This is a genomic window from Aeromicrobium sp. P5_D10, from assembly GCF_054049535.1.
In genome coordinates this window covers 357219-383141 of the sequence record NZ_JBFUME010000006.1, presented here as the reverse complement: position 1 = coordinate 383141, position 25923 = coordinate 357219, and the positions used below count along the sequence as shown (strand labels likewise).

Here is a 25923-nt window from a genome sequence, read left to right as displayed (position 1 = left end):
TCTCCTGTCGAAGTGGGGCGTTCACTCAGTCAGATGCGTCGACACGTCAAAAAGTTGTCGATTGATCCGCCAATCTTCTACGCAGGTAGTCCCTGGCTGTGTGGATCCTCGCCTTCACCGTTCCCACGGGCGCTCCGGTGAGCACGGCTATCTCCGCGTACGGCAGCGTGCCCAGGTCACGCAATACGAATGCTTCCACCGCAGCCGGATGGTCTCGCGCAAGCAGTTCGAGTGCGTCGAGCAGATCGAGCCGGGTGCCTGCGATGACGCTGGTCGTGCGGGGGTCGGGCGTTTCACCGATCGCATCGGTCGTGGTGTCGCCGAACCGCTTCTTCATCGACCGGTAGGTCTGCAGCGCCTGATTCGAGGCGATGACCGTGATCCACCCTTGGAACGATCCTTTGCCCGTGAAGTCGTCCAGCCGGGTCGCGATCGTCAACAACGTCTCCTGGGCCGCTTCTTCCGCGTCCTGCCGGTACGGCAGGAACTTGGCGCAGCGTCGCAGGACCAGCGGTCGCGCGGCGGCAAGCAGATCCTCCATCGCATGCGGTCGTTCGGCGCGCGCGAGCGCTACCAGTTCGTCCCAGTTGGTCGTGTCCATGCTTCATACTGTCTGCTCATGAGACAGATCGGTCGATACCGGCTCGACGCGGTGCACGGTTCGGGGGCATTCGCGACGGTCTGGCGTGGCTTCGACACCGAACTGGAGATACCTGTCGCGGTCAAAGTGCTGGCCGAGAACTGGTCGCATCACGCCGATGTGCGGGAACGGTTCCTGGCCGAGGCCCGCCTGTTGAGGCGGATCTCGAGCGATCGGGTCGTGCGTGTGCACGATGTCGGAACGCACGCGGATCAGCCATTCTTCGTGATGGACTTCATCGAGGGCGGAACCCTGGCCGAGCGCGCCGACGGTTCACTCGACCCCGTTCACGCACTCGAACTGGCCGAGGACGCCGCCCGTGCCGTCGGTGTGTTGCACTCCGAGGGAGTCATCCACCGCGACATCAAACCGAGCAATCTGCTCGTCGCAGTCGATCCTGATGGCACCGAGCGGGTCCTGGTCACCGACCTCGGCAGCGCGAAGCGTCTGGCCGAGGCAAGCGGTATCACCGTCACGACCGGCACGCCGTCGTACATGGCCCCCGAACAGGCACTGGGACGCGCAATCGATGAACGATGCGATGTGTACGCCCTCGGCGTCGTCACGTATGTCCTGCTGACCGGACGGCTGCCGTTCGATGTCAGCGATCCCATGACCCTGCTGACCAGGACGACCAGTGATCGGCCCACGCGGATCGCACCCACGCGTCCGCTGCCCGCATCACTCGACCAGACCTCGCTCGACGTCCTGCTCAGCGGAGCGATGGCGCTCGACCCGCAGAACCGTCCGGCATCGGCTGTCGACCTGGCCGATGCCTTGGCCCACGTCGCTGCCGGCGGGGTGACCGATCAGGCAGCGACGGGCATCCGGGCAAAGATCCTCGTCCCCCTGGCCGCAGCAGCGTTCGCCGCGAGCGCCGTGGCCACCTGGCTCTTCCTGCGCTGATCGGTCAGAGGGCGTAGGGATAGGCGACGAACAGCACCGCTGCCAGCATCGCCCCGGCGAGGTAGATCATCGCCATGAACATCGAGCCGAACCGCAGACGAACCCGCGTGACGCTGCGCAGCGCGAGAGCCAGCGCCGCCAGGGGCATCAGGACCCAGGCGGTCCCCCAACCTGTGCCGAACACATCGTCCGGCCACTGCAGACCGCCGACCTCGACAAGCGCAGACACCGAGGCGACGTAGGCCGGGAACAGGATCGGCACCGAACCACGGAGCGCGGCGCCGACCGCGGTACGCAGTCCCGAACGCATCGAGGCATCGATGCGTCCGGGCGGAAGCGGCTCTCCGACAGCAGGTCCAGACAGGGACGGCAGGAACGTTCGACGACGCAGCAGCAAGAAGACAACCGCGAAGCCGACCGCCAGCATCCACCACCCGCCGGCACCTGCATCGCGCATCGCAGGCGGATGGAAGTCATACGGAACCAAGTCCATCGACAGCCACACGAGTCCTGGCACCAAAGCCACGATGAAGGCACTCAGCGCCAGGCCGACCGAGAACGTCTGGAGCTTGGTCCAACGAGTGACCGAGGGTCCGTGGCCCTGCGGCACCACAACCGCTGCCGTCGCCGGGCCCGCTGATCTGGCCGGCTGGTTCAGATCAAGGCCATCACCGACCTCCGCGAGGGCAGCCAGCATCTCTTGGACCGATGGGAAACGTTCGGTCGGCTCGACCGCCATCGCCCGGTGCACGACCGCGACCAAGGATGCGCTGACCTGGGGCGTGATATCGCGGGGATCAGGCCGGGGTTCGTGGCGGTGCGCCATGAGCTGCGTCGCCATCGTGCCCTGGAACGGCGGCACACCGGTCAAGCACTCGTAGAGAAGACATCCCACCGAATAGATGTCGCTGCGCTCGTCGGCCCGGCCGTCGAATTGCTCGGGCGCCATGTAGTGCGGGGTACCGGCGACAGTCGCGGTGGCATCCGATGCGGCACGGGCGATGCCGAAGTCGACGATCTTGACTCCCCCATCGGACGTCACGAGGACATTGGCAGGCTTGATGTCGAGGTGCAGAATGCCGGCCTCGTGACACGCCACCAAGCCTTCCAGTACGCCGCGGACCACGATGACCGATCGGAGACTGGGCCCCTGACGGTTCAGCAGATCGCGTAGCGACGTGCCCTCGACCAGCTCCATGACCAAGTGCGGCGTGATCTCGCCGTCCCCGTCGGGCATGTGGACCAGATCGTGCACCGTGACGACGTTGCGATGTGACACCCGCGCCAGTGTCGCGACCTCACGGGTGATGCGACGCATCGCACGCGGATCGTCGGCCACGAAGTGCGAGAACCTCTTGATGGCGACTTCGCGCTGCAATTGGCTGTCGCGGGCCCGGAACACCACCCCGTGGTTGCCGGCGCCGATGCGGCCCAACATCTCGAAGCGCTGACCGACCGGGACCGTGGTCGGTGGGGCCGGACGGTTCGCGGTCGAGGCCACGGGCGTCGTCGACAGGGGATCTCGCATCAGGCTGATCCTCCCGCTTCTCATCGGCACCGCTCTCACCTCGAAGGTACGTCTTCAGGGTCCATTGAACCTAGTGAGTGGTGACGCCGCGCAGGTGGACCGTCCCAGCGGTGTCCGACGACGCAACCAACCGCACTCCCGCCAGGGCGAGCACCGATCCAGGGTGCACCGGTGTCCAGTCATCGATGCGGTGCCCGTCAACTGTCGTCCCATTCGTGCTGCCGAGGTCTTTGACCTCCCAGATCGCGCCCTGCCGACGGATCGCCGCGTGGCGGTAGGAGACTTCAGGATTCTCGAACGGGACGGCACTCTCCGGCAGACGCCCCAATACGGCACCGGCGTTGCCGACCGTGAACGTCCGACCATCACGCTCCAACCGCAAGCCGGCAGCCACGTTCATGGTCGGTGCCGAATCGGCCAGATCCGGCACGAGCGCCGGGAAGCCCATCGTCGCTTCAGGGTCTGGCACCTGCTGATCGCCGACGACGTCCCAGCCCACTGACAATCGCTTGGCCTCGCGTGGAGCAGCCTCTGCACGACCGCTTCCCCGCGCAGGCGGCACCCAGCCCGACCGCAGACCGGGATCGACTTCGACTTTCACCGTGACGACCGGCGGGACGGCCCAGCCTGCTCGTTCCGCATGCTCGGCGTACAGCTTCGCGCCGTCCTCGCCGAGGCGTTCGAGGTCACCTTCGGGATCGAGTCGGTCCAGGTCCTCGGGTGCCACCCGCACGACCAGTTCGGAGAACGCCAGACGCTCACCGCTCGGCATCACGACATGTTGGCCCGTCAAGGCGCGAACGAACCGACGTCGCAACACCGCGGACGATCCGGTGGGGTACGACACCAGCTTGGCCGCGACCTCGGTAGCCGCCGCACGCTTGGAGTTCGTCCCGAAGATGCTTTGCGCGATCCGCAGCGCCACGAACACGACGGCGACAAAGAGCACGACGATCAACAGGTTGAAGGTCAAGGTGGAGAGAGTTCCGGGCATGACATCATCGTCAGGGTCAGCCGTGGCAGAAGTCGAGCTGCGGCGGAACACATTCCACGAAGGAGAATTGGTGCTGCACGTCACCTGGTCGGCCGGTGAAGCGCACTCCGGTGAGGCGACGCTCGCGGCCGGAGCGGTGTTCATGCTCGCGCGGCGGATGAACCTGCCAGAACAACAGCCCGTCGTGGCTCAGCAGATCGATGGATCGACCTACGTCTTCGTGAGGCTGCCGTACGTCAGCGATCCCGCATTGGTCATCACCGCGACGGACTCGAGTCCCGTGGTCCACCGTGGCCAACGTGCCAACGGTGCGGTCGTCGAGATCACCACCCCCACTGGCACGTCGACGACGCCGGCTCCCGGCCAGAAGCTGTCGCTGCCCCGCAGCGGGAGCCGCATCGAGCTGCGATACCCCGACCTGACGTTCGGCGCCGTCGTCACGTTCGACGCGCCCCCGGCTGTGGTTCCCGACTCCGGGACAGTCCAACTCGGCGTCGATTCCCTGCAGCATGACGACGCGTGGCTGGTCGCGGCGATCGCGGTGGCGCTGTCCCCGGAGAACGGTGTTGTCGCCCATGGCGATCTCAAGAACGCGTTCGCGCGGTGGCGCGGCACCGAGGTCCACAGCGATGGCGCGTTCGATCGCAATATCCTGCGTCCGGCGCTGACCGCACGTGGGCTCGAGATGCCTGGTCCCCGCATGAACAAGATCGTCTATCTCGTGGATCGGTGTCGCCGGACCGCGGAATTCCCCCAGCGCGTCCTGGACGACATCCGCGTCCGACTGGATGCCCAGCCCGGTTGATCTGCGACACGAATCAGCTGGAATCACGGACACCTCACCAAATCCCGGGTAAAACTGACAGAATCAGCTCATGCACCTGGATGGAATCAGCGACGAACTCGACGAGATCAGCGGGGTCCCCGACCGCGAGTACCGCATCCGCGAGTACCGCCGCAAGATCGCGGAGTTCGGGACCGGCCATCCTGAACGGGCCGAATATCTGACCTATCTCGCCGACGATCTGACCGCCAGGGGCGACCTGAAAGAGGCTCGTCAGGCGTACGAGGATGCGATCGCCGATGGCGGGAAGACCATCTTGAATCCGCGGAGCGGGCTGCTGACTGTCGCACTCGCCTCCGGCGACGAAGGCCGGATCAATGAGATGCTCGAGCTGCTGATGCACATGAGCCGCGCTGATGTGCTGGTTGTCGGCGACTACGCATGGATCGCGGAATCACTCGAAGAAGCCGGGCGGCTTCGCGAGGCTCTGCGTTGGTTCACGATCCCGCTGCGCGATATGCAGCCCGGCGACGTCGACAAGCTGCCCGTGGTGTGTCTCAACGGGCGCTACCGGGTACGCCGCGAACTCGGTATGCCCGTCGACGCCTACGACGATGCGCACAATATGTGGGTTCGGCTCGACAGCAGCTTCAACTGACCCGGCAGATCAGCCCACTTCGATCACGATCTTGCCGCGAGTGTGGCCTTTCTGGCTCAGTTCCCAGGCCTGTTGCGTATCGGCCAAGGCGAATGTCTCGGCTATCTCGACGGAGACCCGACCCGTGTCGATCAGCTCGGCCAGCGCGTCGAGGTCGGCGACATCAGGATGCACGAAGACATAGTGCCCGCCGATCTGCTTGACCTGCGGGTCGATGACCGAGGCGATCCGCCCGAATGAGGTGTCGGACAAGAGGTCGGGGCTGACGTCGAGATCACCGCCATTGAGGTCGAGGACGGCATCGACGCCCTCAGGAAACTGCGCGCGGACCCGGTCGACCAGACCCTCGCCGTAAGTGAACGGGAAGGCATCGAGACCGCGCAGATAGTCGTGATTGGCTTCAGATGCGGTGCCGAGGACCCGGACGCCATGCGCGCGGGCGATCTGAACCGCGAAAGAGCCAACTCCCCCGGAGGCACCATGGATCAGCACGGTCTCGCCGGTCTCGATGCGCAAATGGTGGATGAGTGCCTGGTATGCCGTGAGTCCGGCGAGCGGGACTGCGGCGGCCTCCGCGAAGCTCAAGCCGGCAGGCTTCTTCGTGACGGTCCGAATCGGCGCCGACACCTTCTCGGCGTATGTTCCCCCGTGCACTGCGTCCTTGCGGACGTATCCGAAGACTTCGTCGCCCGGTACCAGCGACGTGACGGCAGCGCCGACCGACTCGACGACACCGGCGACATCCCATCCGGGAGTGGCCGGAAAGAACGTGTCGAGATAGGGGTCCAGCCCGCCGGCCGCAACCTTCCAGTCGACGGGATTGACCGACGTCGCCTTGACCGCGACCTTGACCCAGTCAGGACCGATCTTGGGCTCTTCGACCTCACTGATCTCCAGCGGTGCGCCATGCGCGGCGTACGTGATGGCCTTCATGAGTTGTCCCGGTGCTGGCCGATCAGCTGTTCGGCGTGGTCGACATCGGCGAGCTCATCGATCGTCTCCTCAATATCGGGGCCGGTGCTGTAGACGACCTCATCGTGGGTGTCGATGTGCTCGTCCTTCAGCAGCGGGTGCATGCCACGCGGCACAGGATCCTGCTTGATACCGGCCTCGCGCAACACATCTTCGGCGCGGGCCGCGGCGTCCTTGACCCGCGGATCTTCCTTGACCTGATCGACCACCTGCAGGATCTGCTCATATCGCGCCCGCCCTGCCTTGGCACCGAGCACATACCCGCCGGCGAAGGCCGCGGCGAGTGTCAGCTTCTTGATGGGATGGTTGAAGATACGCATAGGCCATGTGTACCCCGCAGGTGGTGAGACAAGCAGGCCGTTGGGTCAGGCGCCCAGCAGTCCACGGATATCGTCTTGGCTCAATGTTCCGGCCAGGGCTGCTCCATCGTCGATGACCGCGTCGAACAATGCCGATTTACGGGCCTTGAGTTCCATGACCTTGTGCTCGATCGTGTCGGTGGAGACGAGTCGATAGACCATGACCGGGCGGGTCTGACCGATGCGGTGAGCCCGGTCGACGGCTTGGGCCTCGGTGGCCGGGTTCCACCAGGGATCGAGGACGTAGCAGTAGTCGGCCTCAGTCAGGTTGAGGCCGAAACCGCCGGCCTTGAGACTGATGACGAAGACCGGCCGCTCCCCCGACGTGAACGACTCGATCGCGGCGGTTCGATCGTTGGTGCGACCATCGAGGTAGGCGTAACCGATGCCCGCGTCGTCGAGTCGTGCCCTGACCCGTTGGAGATATCTGGTGAACTGGCTGAAGACGAGGACGCGGTGTCCCTCCGCGGTCACCTCCTGCAGATGCTCCATCAAAACGTCGATCTTGGCCGATCCGACATCGTCGTACTCCTCGTCGACCAAACCCGGGTCGAGGCTCAGCAATCTGAGCTTGGTCAGCGAGCGCAGCACTTCGAAACGATGATCGGATGAGTCGTCGGCCAACAGCCCCATGACCTTCTGCCGCTCGCGCTGCAGATGCGTCTGGTAGATGCGGGCATGTTTGGGGCTCAACGCGACCTCCAGCACCTGTTCGGTCTTGGGCGGCAGATCTGACGCCACCTCTTCCTTGGTCCGGCGACGCATCAGAGGACGGACCCGGCGTTGCAGCAGAGCCAGTTTGTCCTTGCCGTGCCCGGCCTCGATGGGCCGCTGATAGCTCTCGGCGAACCGTTGCGGATCTGGATAGAGACCGGGCGCGACGATCGACAGCATCGCCCACAGGTCCATCAGTGAGTTCTCCAACGGCGTGCCGGTGATCGCGAGCTTGAACCGTGCGTCGAGACGACGAGCACACTGATACGTCTTGCCCTGATGGTTCTTGACGAACTGGGCCTCGTCGAGCAGGAGCCCTGCCCACGGCCGCTCGGCGTAGGCATCGTTTTCGAGGCGGAACAGGGCATACGAGGTGACGACGAGGTCGGCCCCTTCCACGACGTCGGCCAGCTCGGTACGCCGTCGAGCCTTGGTCTGTGAGATCGTCGCGACGTTGAGCCCGGGAGTGAACCTCTCGGCCTCACGTGCCCAGTTGCTGACCACACTGGTGGGAGCGACAACCAGGAACGGGCCACTGCCCTGCTCTACCTGTCGAGCGATCATCGCCAGCGCCTGGACGGTCTTGCCCAGGCCCATGTCGTCGGCAAGGATTCCACCGAGTCCATGGTCGGCAAGGAAGTTCAGCCAGGCATAGCCATCGCGCTGGTAGGGACGCAGTTCGGCCCGCAGTCCTGCTGGGAGATCGGGCACCGGAATCTCATCGATCGACGTGAGTGCGCCGATCGACTCCTTCCATGTGCTCGACTGACGCTCGACGACGCCGAGGGCCACGAGCTCCTCCCAGATGCCTGCGTGGAATCGATTGATCCGCAGTCGATCGCTGCGGCGATCGGTGAGCAGTCGCGCTTCGTGGATCAGCTCCCGAAGCTGGAGCAGTTCGGGGCGGTCGATCGACAGGTAGGTGCCGCTGAGCAGGACGAGATGGGTCTCGCCGGCTGCAAGTGCCGCGAACAGCGGCCCGAAGTGGACCTTCTCCCCCTCGATCGTGACAGTGACGGCAAGGTCGTACCAATCACTCTTCGGATCCTTGCCGTCTTCGAGCGAGATGTGGACAACCGGCGCGACATCGGCCAGACGGTAGCTGGGTCGTTCGCCGGTCACGATGACTTCGACACCGGCTGCTGTGAGCTGGGGAACGACATCCTCGCTGAACACCACAGCGGGATATCCCTCGAAGCGCGCGAACGGAGCCACCTGGACCGAACCCGCATCGCCCGTCGTGGTCGGCACCCCGGTCGGCGGAACGAAAGCGGTGACCAAGTCGAACTCGGCCATGGAATCACGGAAAGTGTCGCGACTCGGGCCCCATGGCGTATGGATCGTCTCACCGTCGATCTCGTACGCGAAGCCCCACTGCACCTCCAATGAGAGACCCACGTAGTTCACTGTGATCGACAAACGCGGAAGCGCGATCGTCGGCACTTCGACCCGCGGGTCGACACTCACCGAGCCGAGTGCCCGGTCAAGGCGGGGGTAGAACTCGCGCAGGAACTCCCCCGCGTCCGCCTCAGGCACCCGGACGCCATATCGGTGACGCACCAGCGCACTCAGGGACTGCTCGGGCGGCTCATCGAAGCGAGCCAGCCACACGTGTGTGGGGTGGTCGTCGTCCCAGCCGACGATCCCGTGGACAGGCTGCCCGATCAGCTTGATCCGATCGTGCGTCCGCGCCTCGGCGATCGCTTCGTCGGACAATTTCGCCGATACGAGAAGACCGCCATCGTCGTGGGGGCTGATGTCCAAGCCGACCACCACCGGGGAGCTGACGACGGTCACTTCGGCGCCGCTCGGGCCAAGCAGCGTCACACCGGCGTCGGCCAGCAGGGCGAAGACCCGCCATGCGTCGCGGGTGAGGCCACCGAGATCGATGGTGCCGTCGGAGCGTTTCGAGTGCGAATAGTGCGTGCGCACCGCGACCTCGAGCTCTGCCAGCGCATTGACCTGCGCAGACCCCCCGCCGAAGCCGCCCGCCGACGCTGCCACGTCGGACCAACTCGCGCCGGTCTTGATCCACCGCCCTTTGACCCCGCGTTTGAAGGGTCGGGCGGTGAGGAGCGCCTCATCGCGGTAATAGGCCGGCGTCAGGTCGATCTGAAGCGCCCACGCCGTCTGTTTCTGCACTCGGTTGCCGCCGACCAGCGGAGAGAGTGCCGAGCGCCAGGAAGGCTCGGACGGCTGCGCCTGCACGCGTTCCCATGACGGATGGGTCACGACATTCGACTCAGAAGTCTCATGGCGTCTGCGCATCGCAAAGATCAGCGCCACCGCATGTTTACAGTTGAAGCCGACTGGGCAGGTGCATGTGGCGACGATGTGCCAGCCTCCGGTGCGGGTCTCGATCAGCTGGACCGTCGTCGCGTAGGTCTGCTCGCCAGTACCCCGTACCGAGGCACTCGCGGCCGCCCGATCGGGGTCGTTACTGAGGACTGTGACTCGTCCGGCATTGGCGTATGCCTTGCCGCGGGTCATCGAGCCGGAGTCGAAGGCGCGACGCAGCTCCGCATCGGTGAGGGAACTGATTGATTGCGTCACCTTCGTGAGGTTAGTCGGCGGCTCGGACAAGCTTCGTTCAGGCGACTTCCGCCTGCTCGACGAACGCGATCTTCGGCGCCAGGGCGAGGGCGACCGCGGCCAGCAAGGCGGCACCCGCGCACACGCCCCACACCACGAGATAGCCCGACAAGGGGGCGTTGGTCGACTCCTCGCCGAGCTTGTCGATCGAACCGGTCGAGGCCAATGCGATCGCGAAGACCGACGACGCGATCGCGCCTCCGATGACCTTGGTTCCATTCGTCATCCCGGTCGCGATACCCGTGCGTTCCGGTGGCGCTGCCGCGGCGGCTGCCGCAGGTAGCGATGCCACAAGGGCTCCCGACCCGATACCGGCGATCGCCATGTTCACGACCGCCTGCAGAGTCGTGTCATGGAAAGGCAGCCAGAGGGCGTAGCCTCCGGCGACGAGCAGGCACGCCAGGATCAACGTTCGGCGGACACCCAGCAACCGGGTCGTCAAGGGCAGCGTGAACGCACCGATCGCAAGCGTGATGACATACACGCCGATCAGCGTCGAGACGAAACCGGAATCGGCACCGAGGCCGTACCCGCGCACGTCCGGATCTGCTTGCGCGAACGTCGACAGCGGGATCTGACCGCCGAGCACCGGGATGCCGAACAAGAACGCCGTCAGTTGGATCGGCCATTGGCGCGGGCTCGCGAGCAGGACCACGTCGACGATCGGATCGGCAACCGTCCTCTCGTAGCGGATGAACGGCACGAGGACCAGGACTCCGAGGAGCATCACGAGCCAGGCACGTACGCTGCCGGCGCCGTCGAGTCGCACCAGCACGAGACCGGCCATCACGAGACCGAGCGCCACGGTGATGAGCCCGAGGCCACCCCAGTCGATGCCGCCCGAGGACTCCCCCGGTGTGTCCTCGATCCCGAAACAGATCAGGACCAGCACGAGCGTCACGACAACTGCCGGAACCGCGAGCACGATCGTCATGTCGAGACCGTCGACGATCGCGCCGCTGGTCAGGGCTCCGGCGATGACTGCGAGCTCCAGGGCGCCCACCAACACCGCCGCACCACGACGGGTCAGCAGCGATTGGCGTCCCGAATCGCGGGTGCGCCGATGGATGATCGCGATCTCCAACGGCAACCAGATCACCGCCGCGCCCTGCAAGGCCCAGCCGATCAGAAATGTCGTGAACGAAGGGGCCACGACCGTGACCCACGAGCCGATCGCCGTGACAGCCGTGGCACCTACCAGCACCTTTTTGTGTCCGACCAGATCGCCGAGCCTGGCGAGCAACGGGATCGCGAGTGCTGAGACGATCAGCTGCGCTGCCTCGAACCAGTTGATATCCCCCTCGGAGATGTCGAGGTGTTCGGCGATCTGCGGGTAGATCGGCGTGTAGTAGCCCTGCAGGACCCCGCTGGCGATTTCCACCGCCACGAGAAATCCGACGATCGCCGCCAGGCTCTTGACCGCAGCCCCACCGGTTGAGCCTGTCGAAACCGTCATGCGGGCAGCCTCTCGATCAGCCGGCGGTACCAGCGGACGCCGTCGAGAAACGCGTCGACTCCCAGGTGCTCGTCGTAGGAATGGATCGACTCCCGCTGCGCCTTGGTCATCCGGAAGGGGGCGAATCGGTAGACGCGAGGACAGATCGCGGTGAAGAAGCGCGAATCCGTGGCGGCCATCATGACGTAGGGCGAGGGCACCGCGTCGGGGAAGATCTCGGTGATCGTGCTTTCGAGGAGTTCGAATGCCTCATCCATCGGCGAGATCGGACTGGGTTCGTTCTGCTCGACGACATCGATATGCACCTGATCGTCGTTGACCGCCTTGCGGACGTGTTCCAGAACCCCGGCAACGGTGTCGCCGACCATGATGCGGATGTTGACGCCGGCCTTGGCCGTCGAGGCGATGACGTTGAGCGCGGGTGAGCCCGACAGCGTAGTGATCGCGAACGTCGTGCGGGTCATGGCTGCTGGTTCTGGCCCCGCCGCGATCAACGCCCGGGTCAGCAGCGGCTTGACCCGATCGGCCTTGGCCATCAAGGGACGCAACGGCCGTGGGGCGTGCTTGCCCATGCGGCGCAGCAGCTCCATGGTCGGAGCCGGAATACTGGCCGACATCGGCGAACGGTCGATGCGGGTGATGGCCCGGGCGATACGGGCCGTAGGGCCCATTTTGGCCGGCGTCGAGGCGTGTCCGCCGCGTCCTTCGACCCGAAGTTCGATCGATGTCACGCCTTTCTCGGTCAGTCCGATCACGCCGATCGGAGCGGCCACGCCCGGGAAGGCTTCGCTCGCGATCGCGCCGCCCTCGTCGATCACGAACCACGGCTGGACGCTGCGGCGTCTGAGTTCCTCGACCGCCAAGGTCGCTGCGCTGCCTGAGACCTCCTCATTGCAGCCGAACGAGAGCCAGATGTCCTGGGCAGGGACGAAGCCGTCGTGGAGCAGCCTCTCGACCGCCGCACAGATGCCGACGAGGCTGCCCTTGTCGTCGAGCGTCCCGCGGCCCCACATGGTTCCGTCGACGATCTTGCCGCTGAACGGCGGGTACTGCCAGGTTCCCTCAACCGGTACGACGTCCAGATGCGCCATCAGCACGACTGGGCGCGCGGAACTTGTACCAACCCAATGGAACAGCAGTCCGTGGGTGTCGATCCGGGTCGATTCGAGGTGCTCGTGCAGCAGTGGGAAGCGTTTGTCCAATTCCTGGAGCGCTTGATCGAACACCGCGGTATCGATCTTGTCGGGGTCGCGATCGCTGACCGTCGGGATCCGTACCAGCGCCTGTAGGGCCTCGACAGCCGCATCGTCATCCATGCGCACGACATTACGTCCGCACGAGGTCAGAATGCGTTCACACCGCCACCGCCACACCGGGATATGCATCCAGGCCAGGCCGCCAACTTGGCGAATCGCCCCTCACGAATGATTTTTTCCCGCACACTGAGCGAATGCTGGCCGTCGGACGGCATGCACGCTCCCACTGACTCGAAGGAACCTTCGATGGCTGCCACGTCACTGCTCGGATTCGGATTCAATATCTTCGGACGCACCGATCTCGCCTCCGGAACGACACTGCCGATCGTCAAGACCAGCGTGAATCAAGATGACGACAACATCGTCACGAGTCCGGGCGACGAAGCCACGGCAATCACGAGCTCGACCTTCACCTCGCGCCAGCAGGTCACTGAGCACTTCGCTGCGGAAGCGTCCCTCTCGTATTCCGGGCTCGTCTTCTCCGGAGAGTTCTCTGCCAAGTACCAGTCCGAGAGCGCATCGGACGTACAGACGGCCTACGGAATGTACGAGGTTGTTCGCCCCACACAGATCACCAAGCTGGCCAACACTGACCGCAACGTGCTGTCGGAGTCATTCGGGTTGTCGACCGATGTGCTCAACCTGCCGACGAAGTTCGATCCGGCTGCTCCTGAGCAGTTCTTCCGCATCTTCCGCCGGTTCGGCACCCATATCGTCACCGAGGTCACGCTGGGCGGGAAACTCAATGCCTATACAACGGCTCAGCTTTCATCCACAATGACGTCGGTTTCGGCCGCGGCCGACATGAAAATGGAGTACGCCGGACTGTTCTCGGCCGAGGCGTCGGCCGCCTGGGGAAAGGTCACCGAGAACTGGGGATCGTCCCGCGAGATCACGTTCGAGGTTCTCGGTGGACAACCAGGTCCTCTTGCGGCCTTCGTGCCTGAGATCGGAGCCACCGCGAACACGCTCGTGTCGGACTGGATCGGGACGGTGGACGCCTCGCCGGCGATCGTCGGATATCAGCTTTCGCCACTGTCGGTCGTCTTCGACGGTGAAACTGCCGATGCGGTCGACCAAGCCATCGACGCTTATGTGATGTCGTTGCTGCTGTTGGAGGCTTGGGAGTACACGATGCCTCGCCCTGTGGGGCCGGCCGACCCGAACCTGCCCGGACAGTTCGCGTCCAGCATCGCGTTGCCGGGACAGGCCCCGCAGCGCCAGCCGCAGGCCGCCCAGTTCTGGGGCCAACCGACCACGCTCGACGCTCGAATGATGGGTTGGATGTGGCTGGTCATCCTGGACAGTGAGTCGCCGAACTTCTCGGCAACCGGCTCGCTGAGTAAGGGCTACTTCTTCTCCGATGGCTTCGCCGACCAAGTGGATGCCGACGTCGCTGCGGCTCGCGCGCTGTTCAGCAGTCCCCTCGTGATGCTGCTCGGAGAGTTCGGTCCGTACAACGTCTCCGGCGAAGTCACCACAGGAACGCTCATCCCGCAGGGCCTGCAGGACCTGCTTCTCGTTCTCGGATTTGACCTGCAGTCCGCCGTCGACGCTGCCGACGGCGATTGCATCATGGCGCTCGCGGCCACGTCGAGCAGTACACCTGTGGCGGTCATCAAGACGCTGTGGGACCTCGACGATCTGGCCATACCCACCCGCGCGGTCGCCCAGTACGTCGAGACGGATATGCAACTCGTCGACGCGTCGGGCACCATCGTGTCGCCGGTGACCGCGTGACGCTGCGCGTGATGTGCTGGAACAGCCAGGGTGACAAGGCCGATCAGCTGTGGAGCACATTGCTGAAGATGGGCAATCCGCAGTTGCGGCCCGCATCTCGGTGGCCCGGTTCGAGCATCCTGCCGGGCCTACCCGGCCCCACTGCGGACTTCCCTGGGAATGCGACGGCCAAGGACGATCTCTTGGTCTTCGTCTCGGAGGGCAGCACGCCACCCTGGATCAATCCGAAGGCCAAGGTGTCTCTCGGGCACGCCTATACGTTCCAGGCGGGCAGTGCCGGAGCAGGCACCGACTGGATCAACAAGACCCCCTCTCGGGGCGGCATCGCGCAAGCTCTGGCCGCGTGGGGCGGCAAAGGTCGCCGGGTGGCCGACGCGTTATGGGTGCCGTGGCAGACCGAACCGGGCAAACCGTCGTTGCGATGCTCAACTTCGTTGTACTGGTTCCCCGGCAGCGAATCCACGCTGACGCTGCAGCCCGGCGTACGTGCTCTGGTGGAGGACAGCCGACCTCTACTCACCGCGACGCTGCTGATCGGCGGCAACCTGCAGGCAACGATTCTCTTCGCGCATCTGCCTGCCAATCACTACAAGGCCGGTGTGGTGCTGCCTGAACTGGCGAAGCAGGCCGGCCAGGTCGTCATGCAGTCCGTACCGCTGATGGTCGCCGGAGACCTCAACTTCAACTTGCAGATCAAAAATGCGCTCAATGCCGTACCTGCCGGCTGGGGCGTTCTGCGGACCAATGCGCCGACGCAGAACAGCGGCGGAGAGCTCGACTGGGCGATGGTCAAGGGGATCAGCACCATGAACCCGACGAGGGTGTGGTCTCAGACGATTCCCACCGACGTCCCACCCAAGATGGGGTTCTCCGATCACGCGGCGTTGTTGTACGAGCTGTAGGTGCTAGCGCGATCCGCTGACGTACCCCAAGTGGACTGTCGCCCGCTTACAGGCGTCCTGGTTGCGGGAGGTGTTCTTCAGACCGATCGATGCGCCCGAGAACCGGACGGACGATAGTTCGGGCAGAGGACGGTTCACCGGCATTCGGGCGTCCAGAAGGACATAGTCGGAGGCAGTGCACTGTCCCGCACGTCGTCGCACATCTTGGGTGACCGAGGTGACACGGACCGTCACGTCGGTGACGTACGTCGAGTCGTGCGACGGGTTGATCACGACCCCTGTGATGGCGGCCGGAGCCACCGACGGCGCCAAACCGGTGATGACCGACGTCTGTTCGATCACCAAGGTGCAGTCCTCGGCTGCCTGGCCCGGCGACGGCTGAGCCACGAGGCAGGCAGCCGCGACGACGACCAGAACGACGCTGCTCAGACTGTGTCGCCGGGCAGTGCCACCTCGCCGTACCAACAACCACCCGCCGACCACGCACGCCAGACCCATGATGAGCCAGACCGCGGCCGGCCCGCCGGTGTCCGGAAGAGATACGCAGTTCATGCCAATCAGCTGGCGACGAAGTACAACGGGACGATCGCGCTCTTGCAACCGTCCTGGTCTGTCGCTGAGTTGACCATGCTCAGGGTCACTGTGCCCTCAGCAGTCGTCCCGGCGGCCATGTCGGCATACGTGATGGCCGCTGTGCCCACGGTGTAGTCAGCGGCAGAACATCCGACGACGCTCGTCCACGGAGTGCCGTCGGCGTTCGCGACCGTGACCGTGACGTTCGTCAGAGTCTGTGCGCTGTCGGACGGATTCGCCACCTCGAAGTCGATCGTCTGCTCCCCCACGCCCGGCTTGAGGGCAGGAGTTGTCTCCGGTGTGCTGGTGACGACGAAGACGGAACTCGTGCCGGTTGCTCCTGATCCGGAGCCCTCGCCCTCCGACGTCCAATAGGCGAAGGCAACAGCGCCCACAGCGACGATCGCAGCCGTCGTCAGCGCGATGAGCATGGTGCGATTCTTGCGTGCAGTGATCGTGAACATGAGACTCCCCATAGGTGTCTGCATCGACCTGCAGGTCCAAGGAAGATCCCCGGGAGCCGCCCTCGAGTGAGGTGGCAAATAACAGCTTCTTGCCCACAGTACGTCTAAAAGCTCGCAATTGTTGCAGCTTGTTCAATCTGCAATTGCACGGAAAAATCCAATGTGGGTCAAAAGTATCAATTTGTCCGGAACAGGCGTACGGTGGCGCCAACAGCACTCCGATTCGTCTCGGCTCGGAGGGTCAGGAGCCATGCCATGTTCGGCAGATCGGGCTCCGTATTGCCTCGTTCACGCTGGTGGTTGGCCTGTGTCCTGGCGGTCGTGGTTGCTTTCTCCGTGGAGGCAGCAGATGCGTTCTGGACAAGCACCGGGCGCGCGTCCGGGTCCGGGTCGACCGGCACGACATCGGTCCTCACGTTGAGCCCTGGGACCCCTTCGAAGATGCTTCGTCCCGGTGGCACGGCCGATGTCGCGCTGACGATCTCGAATCCGAATCCTGAACCTGTCCATCTGGCCTCGCTTGCGCTCGACTCGAGCCCAGGCAGCTCGGGTCTGACCGTGGATCCTGCCCACTCCGGGTGTGACACGAGCGCGCTGAGCTTCGTCACCCAGACTTCGGGATGGAGCGTGCCGGCCCGGACCAGCTCCGTCGACGGCAGCTTGGACGTCGCGCTGGCCGACGCGATCTCGATGGGATCCCACGCGGCCGATGCGTGCCAGGGCGCACAGTTCAGCGTCCAGCTCCGGGCAAGCTCATGATCGTGCGGCGGTCACTCGTCATCGTGCTCGCGATACTGCTCAGCGGTGGTGCCGCCTGGTCGTATTGGAACCTGGACGCTGATGGAACGGGCGCTGCAGCTGCGGCCTCCGTGAATCGCGGGGTCCAGCCGGCAGGCTTCGCGCTCGACGGCACAGTGACCATCAGTTGGGCCGCATCGACGTTGTCGGATGGCGATCCGGTCGACGGATACGTCGTCACCCGGTATGACTCGACAACTCTTGCACCCCAAGCCGTGCTCTCGTCGTGTGCAGGGCCAATTGTTGCCACGACGTGCACCGAGACCGGCGTGCCGAGCGGCAGTTGGGTGTATGCCGTGACTCCGCTGGTCGGCCAGCATTGGCGCGGCGAAGAGAGTGCGCGCAGCGATCCGATCGCCGTGGGGGCTTCAGTCATTCCTTTGGGAAGTGCCGGACCGTTCTCAGTGCTGGGCGCGATCGGCGTGACAAGTACGGGAACGACGTTGGTCAGCGGAGATCTAGGGGTCAGCCCGAGCAATTCGGTCGTCGGCTTCCCGCCAGGCGTCGTGGGCGGCGACATCCACGCGGCAGACCCTGTAGCGGCGCAGGCGCAGGCCGACCTGTTGACGGCGTACGAAGCGGCAGAGGATCTGCCGACTACGGGTCCCGACTTCGCCGGTGATCTGAACGGGCGAACCTTCCATCCCGGCGTCCGGCACTCCGCCGCCGCAATGGCGTTGACCGGAACCCTGACACTCGATGGTGACGGCGATCCCAACGCTGTGTTCGTCTTCCAGGTCGGCGCCGCACTCAATACCGCGGCCGCGAGCCATGTCGTACTCATCAACGGCGCGAAAGCGTCCAATGTCTACTGGCAGGTGCTGGGCGCTGCGGGTACCGGCGCGAATTCGACATTCGCCGGCACGATTCTGGCGCAGGGAGCCATCACACTGGGTGCCGACAGCGAGCTGATCGGACGCGCATTGTCGAGGGCGGCTGTCACGTTGGCCAGCAATACGGTGCGATTCACCGATGCGCTGGCGCCGACAGTTGCATTTGCCGGCGGCGCCACCCACCTGTCGAAGGATCCGACACCCACGATTTCCGGTACGACCAGCGCCTCTCCCGGACGGACCGTCACTGTCACGATCGACGGCCAGACACTGACGACGTCCGTGCTCGCCGACGGAACGTGGTCAGTCACGGCTGCGACCGTCGCTGCAGGGGTGTACACCGTCCTTGCGAAGGTGCGAGATGTTGCCGGAAATGCGGGCTTCGCCAGCCAACAGTTGACCGCGGAAATCAATCCCGCACCCGTCAACCTGGGCAGCGCTGCTCAGTACTCGGTGCTCGGCGGGACCGGCGTCGTGAGTACCGGCTCGACCGTGCTGAGCGGCAATCTGGGCGTAAGCCCGAGCCCCGTGATCACCGGATTCCCGCCTGGCATCGTGCACGGGACGGTTCACGCCGGCGACAGTGCAGCGGCCCAAGCGCAGCTCGACGCGGCCGCCGCCTACGCCGACACCTCCGGTCGGGCCGCCAGCCGCAGTTTCGCGGGCGACCAGAATGGTCAGGTCTTCAGACCCGGGGTACACCGGACGACCGCGGCTTTCGCCTTGACCGGCACGATGACCTTCGACGCTGACGGAGACCCCGATGCGGTCTTCATCGTCCAAGTCGGTGCGGCCCTCAACACCGCCGCCGCCAGCCAGATCGTGCTCGTCAACGGCGCGAAGGCGTCGAACATCCACTGGCAGGTGCTCGGTGCCGCTGGCCTCGGCGCAACATCTCACTTCGCCGGGACGATCCTCGCGCAGGGCGGCATCACGATCGGTGCCGGTGCGCAGGTCTCGGGACGCGCGTTGTCGGTGGGGACGGTGACGCTGGCGGGGAATAGCGTGAGTACGCCGTGACTGGCTCCGCCAGTAGTCACTCCCAGTCCCCGACCGGTAGCGGATCGGGGTGTTGTGTGTAGGTGTGCCCGGTAATTGTGGTCCATTCGAACGTGCCGGGCGAGGGTTGTCGAAGCTTGATCAGTCCCTCAGTCTTGAGGTTGTGGGCTCGCCGGTTGAGGGGGCCGGTGTTGGCGGCGCAAGTGTCGGCGGGCCACGGATCGCTGTGGTCGTGATCGCACATGCGAGCCGGGACGCTGCTGGTCGGGAAGACGGAGGTTCCGTCGCGGAACTCGAGTACTTGTTTGAGCCGAGTGGGAGCGAAGCGTCCGAGCCAGGTCACGGTCAGCAGATTGCCGATGTCGTCGGTGACCAGCCGGTAGAGCAAGCTGTGCTCATCCGCCATCGCCGCCCGAACGATATGGGCGGGGATCGTAGCGCTGCGGTCGGTCAATTCACCGGGGGCATCGCTGAAACCCATGAGCGATGACAGCGGGACGGTGATTCCAATGACGGCGCGGTAGCCCAGACCACCGTCGCGGCGTTCGAGGAGTCCATCGGCAAGGAGATCGGCACGGGCCTGGTCGATCGTGCGAGGGTCCTCGGCAGGCAGCTGGTGGGCTGCACCGGTGAGACGAGCCATGATCGCGGCCGCATCGACTGAATTGATGACCGCGGTAATGCGGCTCATGCCGTCACCAGCTGGTCGCAGTGCGACGTTGCGATCGGCGTTGGCGAGCTCATGACGCGCGGCCTGGGCTTCGGTGCGCTCCACCCAGCGGTCGAGCCAACGGACCGCCTGACCTGGAGTCAGGTTGCCTACGCGATCAACGGCAATGTCGTCGAGATGGGCCACCGATGCCGGTTCTTGAAGACGGCGGGCCGCCCGGTCAATCGACTCAACCGCGGCGGTGCTGATGCGTCCGTCGTGCCAGGCCTGCCACACCGTCGGCAACATGTTGCGAAGACGGTGAGCGCGGGCGACCCGACGTTCGACAGTGGGGACCGGGAGCCGCAACGCGAGCGATAGTTCATGCATCGCCGCATCAACCCGACGCCGACCCTGAGCCTGACCACCACGCGACTCGCCGACCACCCGAGCGCGATCGACATAGTCAAGCAGGTCAGCTGCTTCGGCCGCCTCAATCGAGGCAAGGGCCTGCCGGCGCACGACGATCTGATCGATCGTCTGATTGTCGTCCAGCATGAAAACCCCTCATATTGCAGCGTTTCCACCACACTATGACAAGGCTCAGACACCCGTTTCAGACCAATCGAAGTTGTCCACACCCATCCCAATTGCCCTGATAGGTTACGTTCGAGCAGCACCGTAGGGAACGGATCCGGAAGATGGCTGCTACGACCACGCACGCCGAGCTGACGACAGTCAGCTGGTCGCGTCGCTATTGGCCGTTCCTCGCTTTGTCCTGCGGCTCCAGCCTGTCCGCAGTCGCCATTGTGCTGGGGCAATACGTGAACGGACGCATCGTGCTGATCGGGCCGCTCGACGCCGCGAAAATCGTCGCGCTGCTGGGCTCCGCAGCGGTGTGGTGTCTCGCTGCCGCTGCCATCGGCGGCATCGCGAAAGTCGCTCGTGGCTGGGTCCTTGAGGCGCTAGCCGGTCTCGTGGCGGGGGCCATCGTCTTGGGGGCCTTTGGGTTGTCAGTGATCATCGGAATCGTCACTGCGATCGGGCTCTCAGTGGACCCACGCTACGAACTCGACGTGCCGGGATCGTCATCGGAGTACATCGTCTCGACGTTCACGTTCGGTGAAACTCGCGTCAGTCTGTACCGAGGCAATGGCACCGTCTACAAGCCAATCGATGTCGATATGCCGACCGCGGCTGACCATATCTCGTTCCAGGACGCCCACCGCGTGGAGACAGACGCCAGGGGAAACTCATTCCTCGTGTACCCGCAAGAGACAGGCGGAGACGCTCGAGTCCTTCTTCCATGAGGACGGATATATACCGCGCAAACTGACCCGGCCCGAACCCTCCACAAGGAGAGCTCGGGCCGGTATCAGTAGTTTGTCAATATCAAATGATCAGCTGCAGCCGCTGGTGCTGCCGCATCCTTCGCACACGTGGCAGGAGCCAGCAGGACGCATCTTGGTTCCGCAGGTCATGCACAGCGGGGAGTCGACCGCGGAGCCGGTGATGACTTCGAGGAGCTCGGCGCTGGTGTGGGCCTGCGTGGGGGCGGGCTTGGATGCTGCAGCCTCATGGCTGTCGCTTGAGACCGACGTGGTGCCGGAGGTTTCGAGACGGGTTCGTCCCTCGCCCTCCTCAACCACCGGGGCCGGAGGCGTCTCGATCAGCTCAGCGGCCGTCGAGCCACTCGAGATCGGCTGGTGAGAGCCGGTGTCGAGATAGCGCTGACGCTCGTCGGACGAGTAGATGCCGAGTGCCGAACGGGTGTCGAAGTCGAGGTAGTCCAGGGCCAGACGGCGGAACGTGTAGTCCATGATCGACTGGCTCATGCGGACGTCCGGGTCGTCGGTCAGACCGGCCGGCTCGAACTTCATGTTCGTGAACTTGCTGACGAACGTCTCCAGCGGCACGCCGTACTGCAGCGAGATGCTGATCGCGATCGAGAAGGCGTCCATCATGCCGGCCAGGGTCGAACCCTGCTTGCCGAGCTTGAGGAAGATCTCGCCGAGCGAACCGTCCTCGTGAGCACCCGAGGTCATGTAACCCTCGGCGCCGCCCACGGAGAACGAGGTTGTGATCGCCTGACGCGACTTCGGGAGCCGACGACGGATCGGCTTCTCGACGATGACTTCCTTGATCTCGACCTTGGTCGAACCCGAATCCTTGGCTTCCTTGCCGTCCGAGAGCGGCTGGCCGACCTTGCAGTTGTCGCGGTAGACCGCGAGCGCCTTCAGGCCGAGCTTCCACCCCTGGAAGTAGACGTCTTCGATCTCTTCGACCGAAGCAGACTCCGGCAGGTTGACCGTCTTGGAGATGGCACCCGACAGGAACGGCTGGCAGGCGGCCATCATATGCACGTGGCCCATGGGCTTGATCGAACGCTGGCCCATCGCGGTGTCGAAGATCTCGTAGTGCTCGGTCTTGAGACCGGGCGCGTCGACGACGTGACCATTCTCGGAGATGTATTCGACGATGGCCTCGATGGTCTCGCCGGTGTAGCCGAGCTTCTTGAGCGCGAACGGGATCGTCTGGTTGACGATCTGCATCGAACCGCCACCGACGAGCTTCTTGAACTTGACCAGCGAGAAGTCCGGCTCGATGCCGGTCGTGTCGCAGTCCATCATGAAGCCGATCGTGCCGGTCGGCGCGAGGACGGAGGCCTGGCTGTTTCGCCAGCCGTTCTTCTTGCCGATCACGAGGTTCTCGGCCCACTCCTTGGCCGCAGCGCGGTGCACCGCAATGTCCATGCCGTGCACGGTGCGGATCTCATCGTTGGCGGCCTGGTGCTTGCGCATGACGCGCTCGTGCGCCGAAGCGTTCTGGGCGAATCCGTCGTATGGGCCGACAACACCGGCGAGCTCGGCGGAGCGGCGGTACGACGCACCCGTCATGAGCGAGGTGATCGAGCCGGCGAGGGCCCGTCCACCGTCGGAGTCATACGCCAGACCCGACGCCATGAGCAGCGCGCCGAGGTTGGCGAAGCCGATACCGAGCTGGCGGTAGGCACGCGTCGTGTCACCGATGGCCTCGGTCGGGAAGTCGGCGAAGCAGATCGAGATGTCCATCGCGGTGATGATGAACTCGACGGCCTTGGTGAACGTCGCGGTGTCGAACGAGCCGTCGTCCTTGAGGAACTTCAGCAGGTTGAGCGAAGCGAGGTTGCAGCTCGAGTTGTCGAGGTGCATGTATTCCGAGCACGGGTTCGACGCCGTGATGCGGCCGGCCTCCGGCGAGGTGTGCCAGTCGTTGATCGTGCCGTCGTACTGGATGCCGGGATCGGCGCACGCCCAGGCGGCCTGTGCGATGTCTTCCCACAGCTTCTTGGCGTCGACGGTCTCGATGATCTCGCCGTTGGTACGGGCGCGCAGGCCGAACTCGCCACCGGACTCGACAGCGCGCATGAACTCGTCGTTGACGCGGATCGAGTTGTTGGCGTTCTGGTACTGCACCGACGTGATGTCGGCGCCGCCGAGGTCCATGTCGTAACCGGCGTCGCGCAGGACGCGGATCTTGTCTTCTTCCTTGGCCTTCGTGGCGACGAACTCGGCGATGTCAGGGTGGTCGACGTCGAGGACGACCATCTTGGCCGCACGACGGGTCGCGCCACCGGACTTGATCGTGCCGGCAGAGGCATCGGCGCCGCGCATGAAGGACACCGGGCCGGAAGCCGTGCCACCCGAGGAGCGGAGCAGCTCCTTGCTCGAACGGATACGGCTCAGGTTCAGACCAGCACCCGATCCGCCCTTGAAGATCAGGCCCTCTTCCTTGTACCAGTTGAGGATCGAGTCCATGGAGTCATCCACCGCAAGGATGAAGCAGGCGCTGACCTGCTGGGGGCTGGACGTACCGACGTTGAACCACACCGGGCTGTTGAAGCTGAAGACCTGGTGCAGGAGCATGTGGGTCAGCTCGTGCTCGAAGATCGTCGCATCGTCTTCGGAGGCGAAGTAGCCGTGCTCCTTGCCGGCCGCAGTGTAGGTCAGGACGACCCGATCGAGCAGCTGGCGCAAGCTCTGCTCGCGGTCAGGCGCACCGACGGCACCGCGGAAGTACTTGGTCGTGACGATCGTGGAGGCATTGACGCTCCAGAAATCGGGGAATTCGACACCGCGCTGCTCGAAGACGTTCTCGCCGGTCTTCCAGTTGGTCTGGACGACATCGCGACGTTCCCACGTGACGGCGTCGTACGGGTGCACGCCCTCGGTCGTGTAGACGCGCTCGATCTTGAGCTTGGCGCCGTTCTTAGCGGCGGCCTTGCCCGTGGCCTTACGCGGTGAGCCCGTGGGCCCGTTGACCGTCTCCGTCATGTACTGCTCCTTGTGGTGTACGTCGTGCGCGGTGAATGTAGATGCGTTACGAATACCCGGATTCCCCTGGGAATCGGGTACGGGAGTTTAAGAACTCTTGTGGTGCTGCTGACTGGCCTGCTGCTCGGCCAGCTCTCCGTCGGCACCAGCAGCCATCAGGCTGGCGATCTCGGCGGCAAAATCATCTGCCGAATCGAACGCCTTATAGACGCTCGCGAACCGCAGATAAGCAACTTCGTCAAGCAATTTCAACGGCTCCAGGATTGCGAGACCGACCTCATTGGCCGGCACCTCTGCACACCCGGATTCGCGGAGCGTGTCTTCGACCTGCTGGCCGAGACGCGCCAGATCATCGTCGGAGACCGGTCGACCCTTACAGGCCTTACGGACACCGGAGATGGCCTTGTCGCGCAAGAAAGGCTCCGTCGCGCCAGACCGCTTGACCACAGTGAGCTGCATCTGCTCGATCGTGGTGAAGCGCTTCTCGCACGCCAAACAGGAGCGACGCCGGCGGATTGCTCCGCCTTCATCGGCGAGACGACTGTCGAGCACCTTGGTGTCGGTGTTCTTGCAGAACGGGCAGTACATCGCGCAACTCCTTTCGAAGCCTTCGTGAAAATGAAAAATGTGGATGAAGCTGTGGAAACCATGTGGATCAGTCGCTATTTCGGTGCGTAACCCCGGTCAAGCTGTGCAACTAGATGTGGAGAACTACAGCGATGTAACTACTAGATCTAGTGTCACTGTACGCCGGTCAAACGCCTCGTGCAACATCCTGACGGGTCGTGGTGACACTTTTTTGCAGCGCGGGTATTTGCGCAGGTCAGAGCGTATTTTGACCTGCAATGACGGCGTGTCGCACACCGCTCAAGCGGCTCCGGAACGGTCCCGTGGCGAGCTAGCGTCCCTGCGCCCACAGCAAGAAATGAGCAGCGTGATGCTGGTCATGAAAATCGTCGCCGAGCAGCTCGACCAACAGGTCGTTGGTCCATACTGCGAGGCGTCCCACGGTCCAAGCACCCACGTCGGCAGAGGGCAGATCCAGGCCATACACACCGTGGGCAAGTTCACGCTTCTGGGCGTACGTCAGGATCGGCAGGAAGCGGTCCGACTCGGCCACCGAGAGCGTCTTGGTGAGCAGTTCTTCACCAAACCCGGGCATCGACATCGAGTACGTGCCATCGACAAGCTCGGTCAGCCGGTCCTCGATGGGACCGTTTCCGCGCAGCAGGTACTCGACGCTGGCGCGAATGCGCCGTGCGCCCTCGAACTCCCCCATGACGCTCCACGCCTTGTCGAACACCGCAGTGCTGCCCTGATCGGCCCCGATGGGGTCGTGGACGAACTGTTCGAGGTCGAAGATCACCGCCTTGTCGAGTCCGGCCGGCGAGAATGCCCACGCGAACTTCCGCCAGTGGCTCTCGACACCTGGATGCGGTGTGTAGGCCACGCTCGACAGGAACTCCTGCTTGAGCGCGAAGACGTGCTCCAGCCTGTCCGCTGAGACTTGCACTGAAGTCTGGAACTGTTTCAGCGCGAATTGGATCGAGGGCACCGATGCTTTCGCGGGAGACTTCGGACGCGCCACAGAGGCCTTGGCTTTGGCCTTCGGGCGGGGTTTCGGCGCTGACCTCGATGGTTCTTCGGCGGCTTTGCCGTACGTGAACACGAAGTCGCAGTCGTCACACCTGGCTTCCTTCCTGCCGTCCGGTAGCGCACGGATCAAGAAGACGTCATCTTCACGGACGCACAAGGGGCAGACGATCAAAGCCATGGCTCAAACTTATGCCCCG

General features: G+C 64.4%; 22 protein-coding genes. 8 read left to right on the top strand and 14 right to left on the bottom strand.

Features of this window, described 5'->3' with window-relative positions; genetic code table 11:
• Nucleotides 1-46: 46 nt before the first annotated feature.
• Nucleotides 47-601, bottom strand: a complete 555-nt coding sequence (locus tag ACXJKC_RS14410) for an RNA polymerase sigma factor (protein ID WP_456697427.1) — start codon at nt 599-601, stop codon at nt 47-49.
• A gap of 18 nt (nt 602-619) precedes the next feature.
• Between ACXJKC_RS14410 and ACXJKC_RS14405 the strand changes: the two genes are divergently transcribed.
• Nucleotides 620-1546, top strand: a complete 927-nt coding sequence (locus tag ACXJKC_RS14405; protein ID WP_456697426.1) for a serine/threonine-protein kinase — start codon at nt 620-622, stop codon at nt 1544-1546.
• Nucleotides 1547-1550: 4 nt separating this feature from the next.
• Here the strand turns inward: ACXJKC_RS14405 and ACXJKC_RS14400 are convergent, their stop codons facing one another.
• Nucleotides 1551-3074 (bottom strand): serine/threonine-protein kinase, encoded by a 1524-nt coding sequence (locus ACXJKC_RS14400; protein ID WP_456697425.1) that lies wholly within the window; start codon nt 3072-3074, stop codon nt 1551-1553.
• A 70-nt stretch (nt 3075-3144) separates the two neighbouring features.
• Entirely contained in the window at nt 3145-4068 is a 924-nt protein-coding gene (locus ACXJKC_RS14395) for an FhaA domain-containing protein (protein ID WP_456697424.1), read from the bottom strand.
• On the opposite strand from ACXJKC_RS14395, the gene ACXJKC_RS14390 reads away from it, so the two are divergent.
• Nucleotides 4067-4873, top strand: coding sequence for a hypothetical protein (locus ACXJKC_RS14390; RefSeq protein WP_456697423.1), 807 nt, complete (start codon nt 4067-4069; stop codon nt 4871-4873). The two genes, ACXJKC_RS14395 and ACXJKC_RS14390, sit on opposite strands and share 2 nt — an antisense overlap.
• Before the next feature lie 70 nt (nt 4874-4943).
• The gene (locus ACXJKC_RS14385) at nt 4944-5510 is read left to right on the top strand and encodes a hypothetical protein (protein ID WP_456697422.1); all 567 of its coding nucleotides are present in this window, start codon (nt 4944-4946) and stop codon (nt 5508-5510) included.
• 9 nt (nt 5511-5519) lie between these two features.
• Here the strand turns inward: ACXJKC_RS14385 and ACXJKC_RS14380 are convergent, their stop codons facing one another.
• From ACXJKC_RS14380 to ACXJKC_RS14360, 5 genes are read right to left on the bottom strand one after another with little or no spacing between them, the layout of a single operon-like run.
• The gene (locus ACXJKC_RS14380; protein WP_456697421.1) at nt 5520-6443 is read right to left on the bottom strand and encodes an NADP-dependent oxidoreductase; all 924 of its coding nucleotides are present in this window, start codon (nt 6441-6443) and stop codon (nt 5520-5522) included.
• Nucleotides 6440-6802: a hypothetical protein gene (locus tag ACXJKC_RS14375; protein ID WP_456697420.1), complete on the bottom strand. Its 363-nt coding sequence runs from the start codon at nt 6800-6802 to the stop codon at nt 6440-6442. The genes ACXJKC_RS14380 and ACXJKC_RS14375 overlap by 4 nt, the downstream gene beginning before the upstream one ends.
• A gap of 45 nt (nt 6803-6847) precedes the next feature.
• Nucleotides 6848-10108, bottom strand: a complete 3261-nt coding sequence (locus ACXJKC_RS14370; protein WP_456697419.1) for a DEAD/DEAH box helicase — start codon at nt 10106-10108, stop codon at nt 6848-6850.
• Between the two features lie 37 nt (nt 10109-10145).
• On the bottom strand, nt 10146-11603 hold the full coding sequence (locus ACXJKC_RS14365) for an MFS transporter (RefSeq protein WP_456697418.1): 1458 nt from the start codon (nt 11601-11603) through the stop codon (nt 10146-10148).
• On the bottom strand, nt 11600-12919 hold the full coding sequence (locus ACXJKC_RS14360) for a M20/M25/M40 family metallo-hydrolase (RefSeq protein WP_456697417.1): 1320 nt from the start codon (nt 12917-12919) through the stop codon (nt 11600-11602). Before ACXJKC_RS14360 ends, ACXJKC_RS14365 begins: the two co-directional genes overlap by 4 nt.
• A 186-nt stretch (nt 12920-13105) precedes the next feature.
• Here ACXJKC_RS14360 and ACXJKC_RS14355 point away from each other — a divergent pair, with 186 nt between their 5' ends.
• Nucleotides 13106-14599 carry an MAC/perforin domain-containing protein gene (locus ACXJKC_RS14355; protein ID WP_456697416.1) on the top strand — a complete coding sequence of 498 codons (1494 nt, stop codon included), beginning with the start codon at nt 13106-13108 and terminating at the stop codon, nt 14597-14599.
• The gene (locus ACXJKC_RS14350) at nt 14596-15501 is read left to right on the top strand and encodes a hypothetical protein (protein WP_456697415.1); all 906 of its coding nucleotides are present in this window, start codon (nt 14596-14598) and stop codon (nt 15499-15501) included. The genes ACXJKC_RS14355 and ACXJKC_RS14350 overlap by 4 nt, the downstream gene beginning before the upstream one ends.
• Nucleotides 15502-15504: 3 nt before the next feature.
• Here the strand turns inward: ACXJKC_RS14350 and ACXJKC_RS14345 are convergent, their stop codons facing one another.
• Both ACXJKC_RS14345 and ACXJKC_RS14340 read right to left on the bottom strand, forming a co-directional pair.
• On the bottom strand, nt 15505-16053 hold the full coding sequence (locus tag ACXJKC_RS14345; RefSeq protein WP_456697414.1) for a hypothetical protein: 549 nt from the start codon (nt 16051-16053) through the stop codon (nt 15505-15507).
• Nucleotides 16054-16058: 5 nt separating this feature from the next.
• Entirely contained in the window at nt 16059-16538 is a 480-nt protein-coding gene (locus ACXJKC_RS14340) for a hypothetical protein (RefSeq protein ID WP_456697413.1), read from the bottom strand.
• 255 nt (nt 16539-16793) lie between these two features.
• Between ACXJKC_RS14340 and ACXJKC_RS14335 the strand changes: the two genes are divergently transcribed.
• Both ACXJKC_RS14335 and ACXJKC_RS14330 read left to right on the top strand, forming a co-directional pair.
• Entirely contained in the window at nt 16794-17297 is a 504-nt protein-coding gene (locus ACXJKC_RS14335) for a hypothetical protein (protein WP_456697412.1), read from the top strand.
• Between the two features lie 2 nt (nt 17298-17299).
• On the top strand, nt 17300-19189 hold the full coding sequence (locus ACXJKC_RS14330; protein ID WP_456697411.1) for an ice-binding family protein: 1890 nt from the start codon (nt 17300-17302) through the stop codon (nt 19187-19189).
• 16 nt (nt 19190-19205) lie between these two features.
• On the opposite strand, the gene ACXJKC_RS14325 is transcribed toward ACXJKC_RS14330, so the two are convergent.
• The gene (locus tag ACXJKC_RS14325; protein ID WP_456697410.1) at nt 19206-20375 is read right to left on the bottom strand and encodes a DUF222 domain-containing protein; all 1170 of its coding nucleotides are present in this window, start codon (nt 20373-20375) and stop codon (nt 19206-19208) included.
• Nucleotides 20376-20518: 143 nt separating this feature from the next.
• On the opposite strand from ACXJKC_RS14325, the gene ACXJKC_RS14320 reads away from it, so the two are divergent.
• Nucleotides 20519-21127, top strand: coding sequence for a hypothetical protein (locus ACXJKC_RS14320; RefSeq protein WP_456697409.1), 609 nt, complete (start codon nt 20519-20521; stop codon nt 21125-21127).
• Nucleotides 21128-21217: 90 nt separating this feature from the next.
• Here ACXJKC_RS14320 and ACXJKC_RS14315 read toward each other — a convergent pair whose 3' ends face one another.
• The 3 genes from ACXJKC_RS14315 to ACXJKC_RS14305 form a co-directional block, all read right to left on the bottom strand.
• A complete protein-coding gene (locus tag ACXJKC_RS14315) occupies nt 21218-24130 on the bottom strand; it encodes a vitamin B12-dependent ribonucleotide reductase (protein ID WP_456697408.1) in 2913 nt (970 codons plus the stop codon).
• Between the two features lie 87 nt (nt 24131-24217).
• Entirely contained in the window at nt 24218-24718 is a 501-nt protein-coding gene (gene nrdR, locus ACXJKC_RS14310; protein ID WP_456697407.1) for a transcriptional regulator NrdR, read from the bottom strand.
• A gap of 310 nt (nt 24719-25028) precedes the next feature.
• Complete coding sequence (locus ACXJKC_RS14305; RefSeq protein ID WP_456697406.1) at nt 25029-25904, bottom strand: hypothetical protein; 876 nt, start codon at nt 25902-25904, stop codon at nt 25029-25031.
• Nucleotides 25905-25923 lie beyond the last annotated feature (19 nt).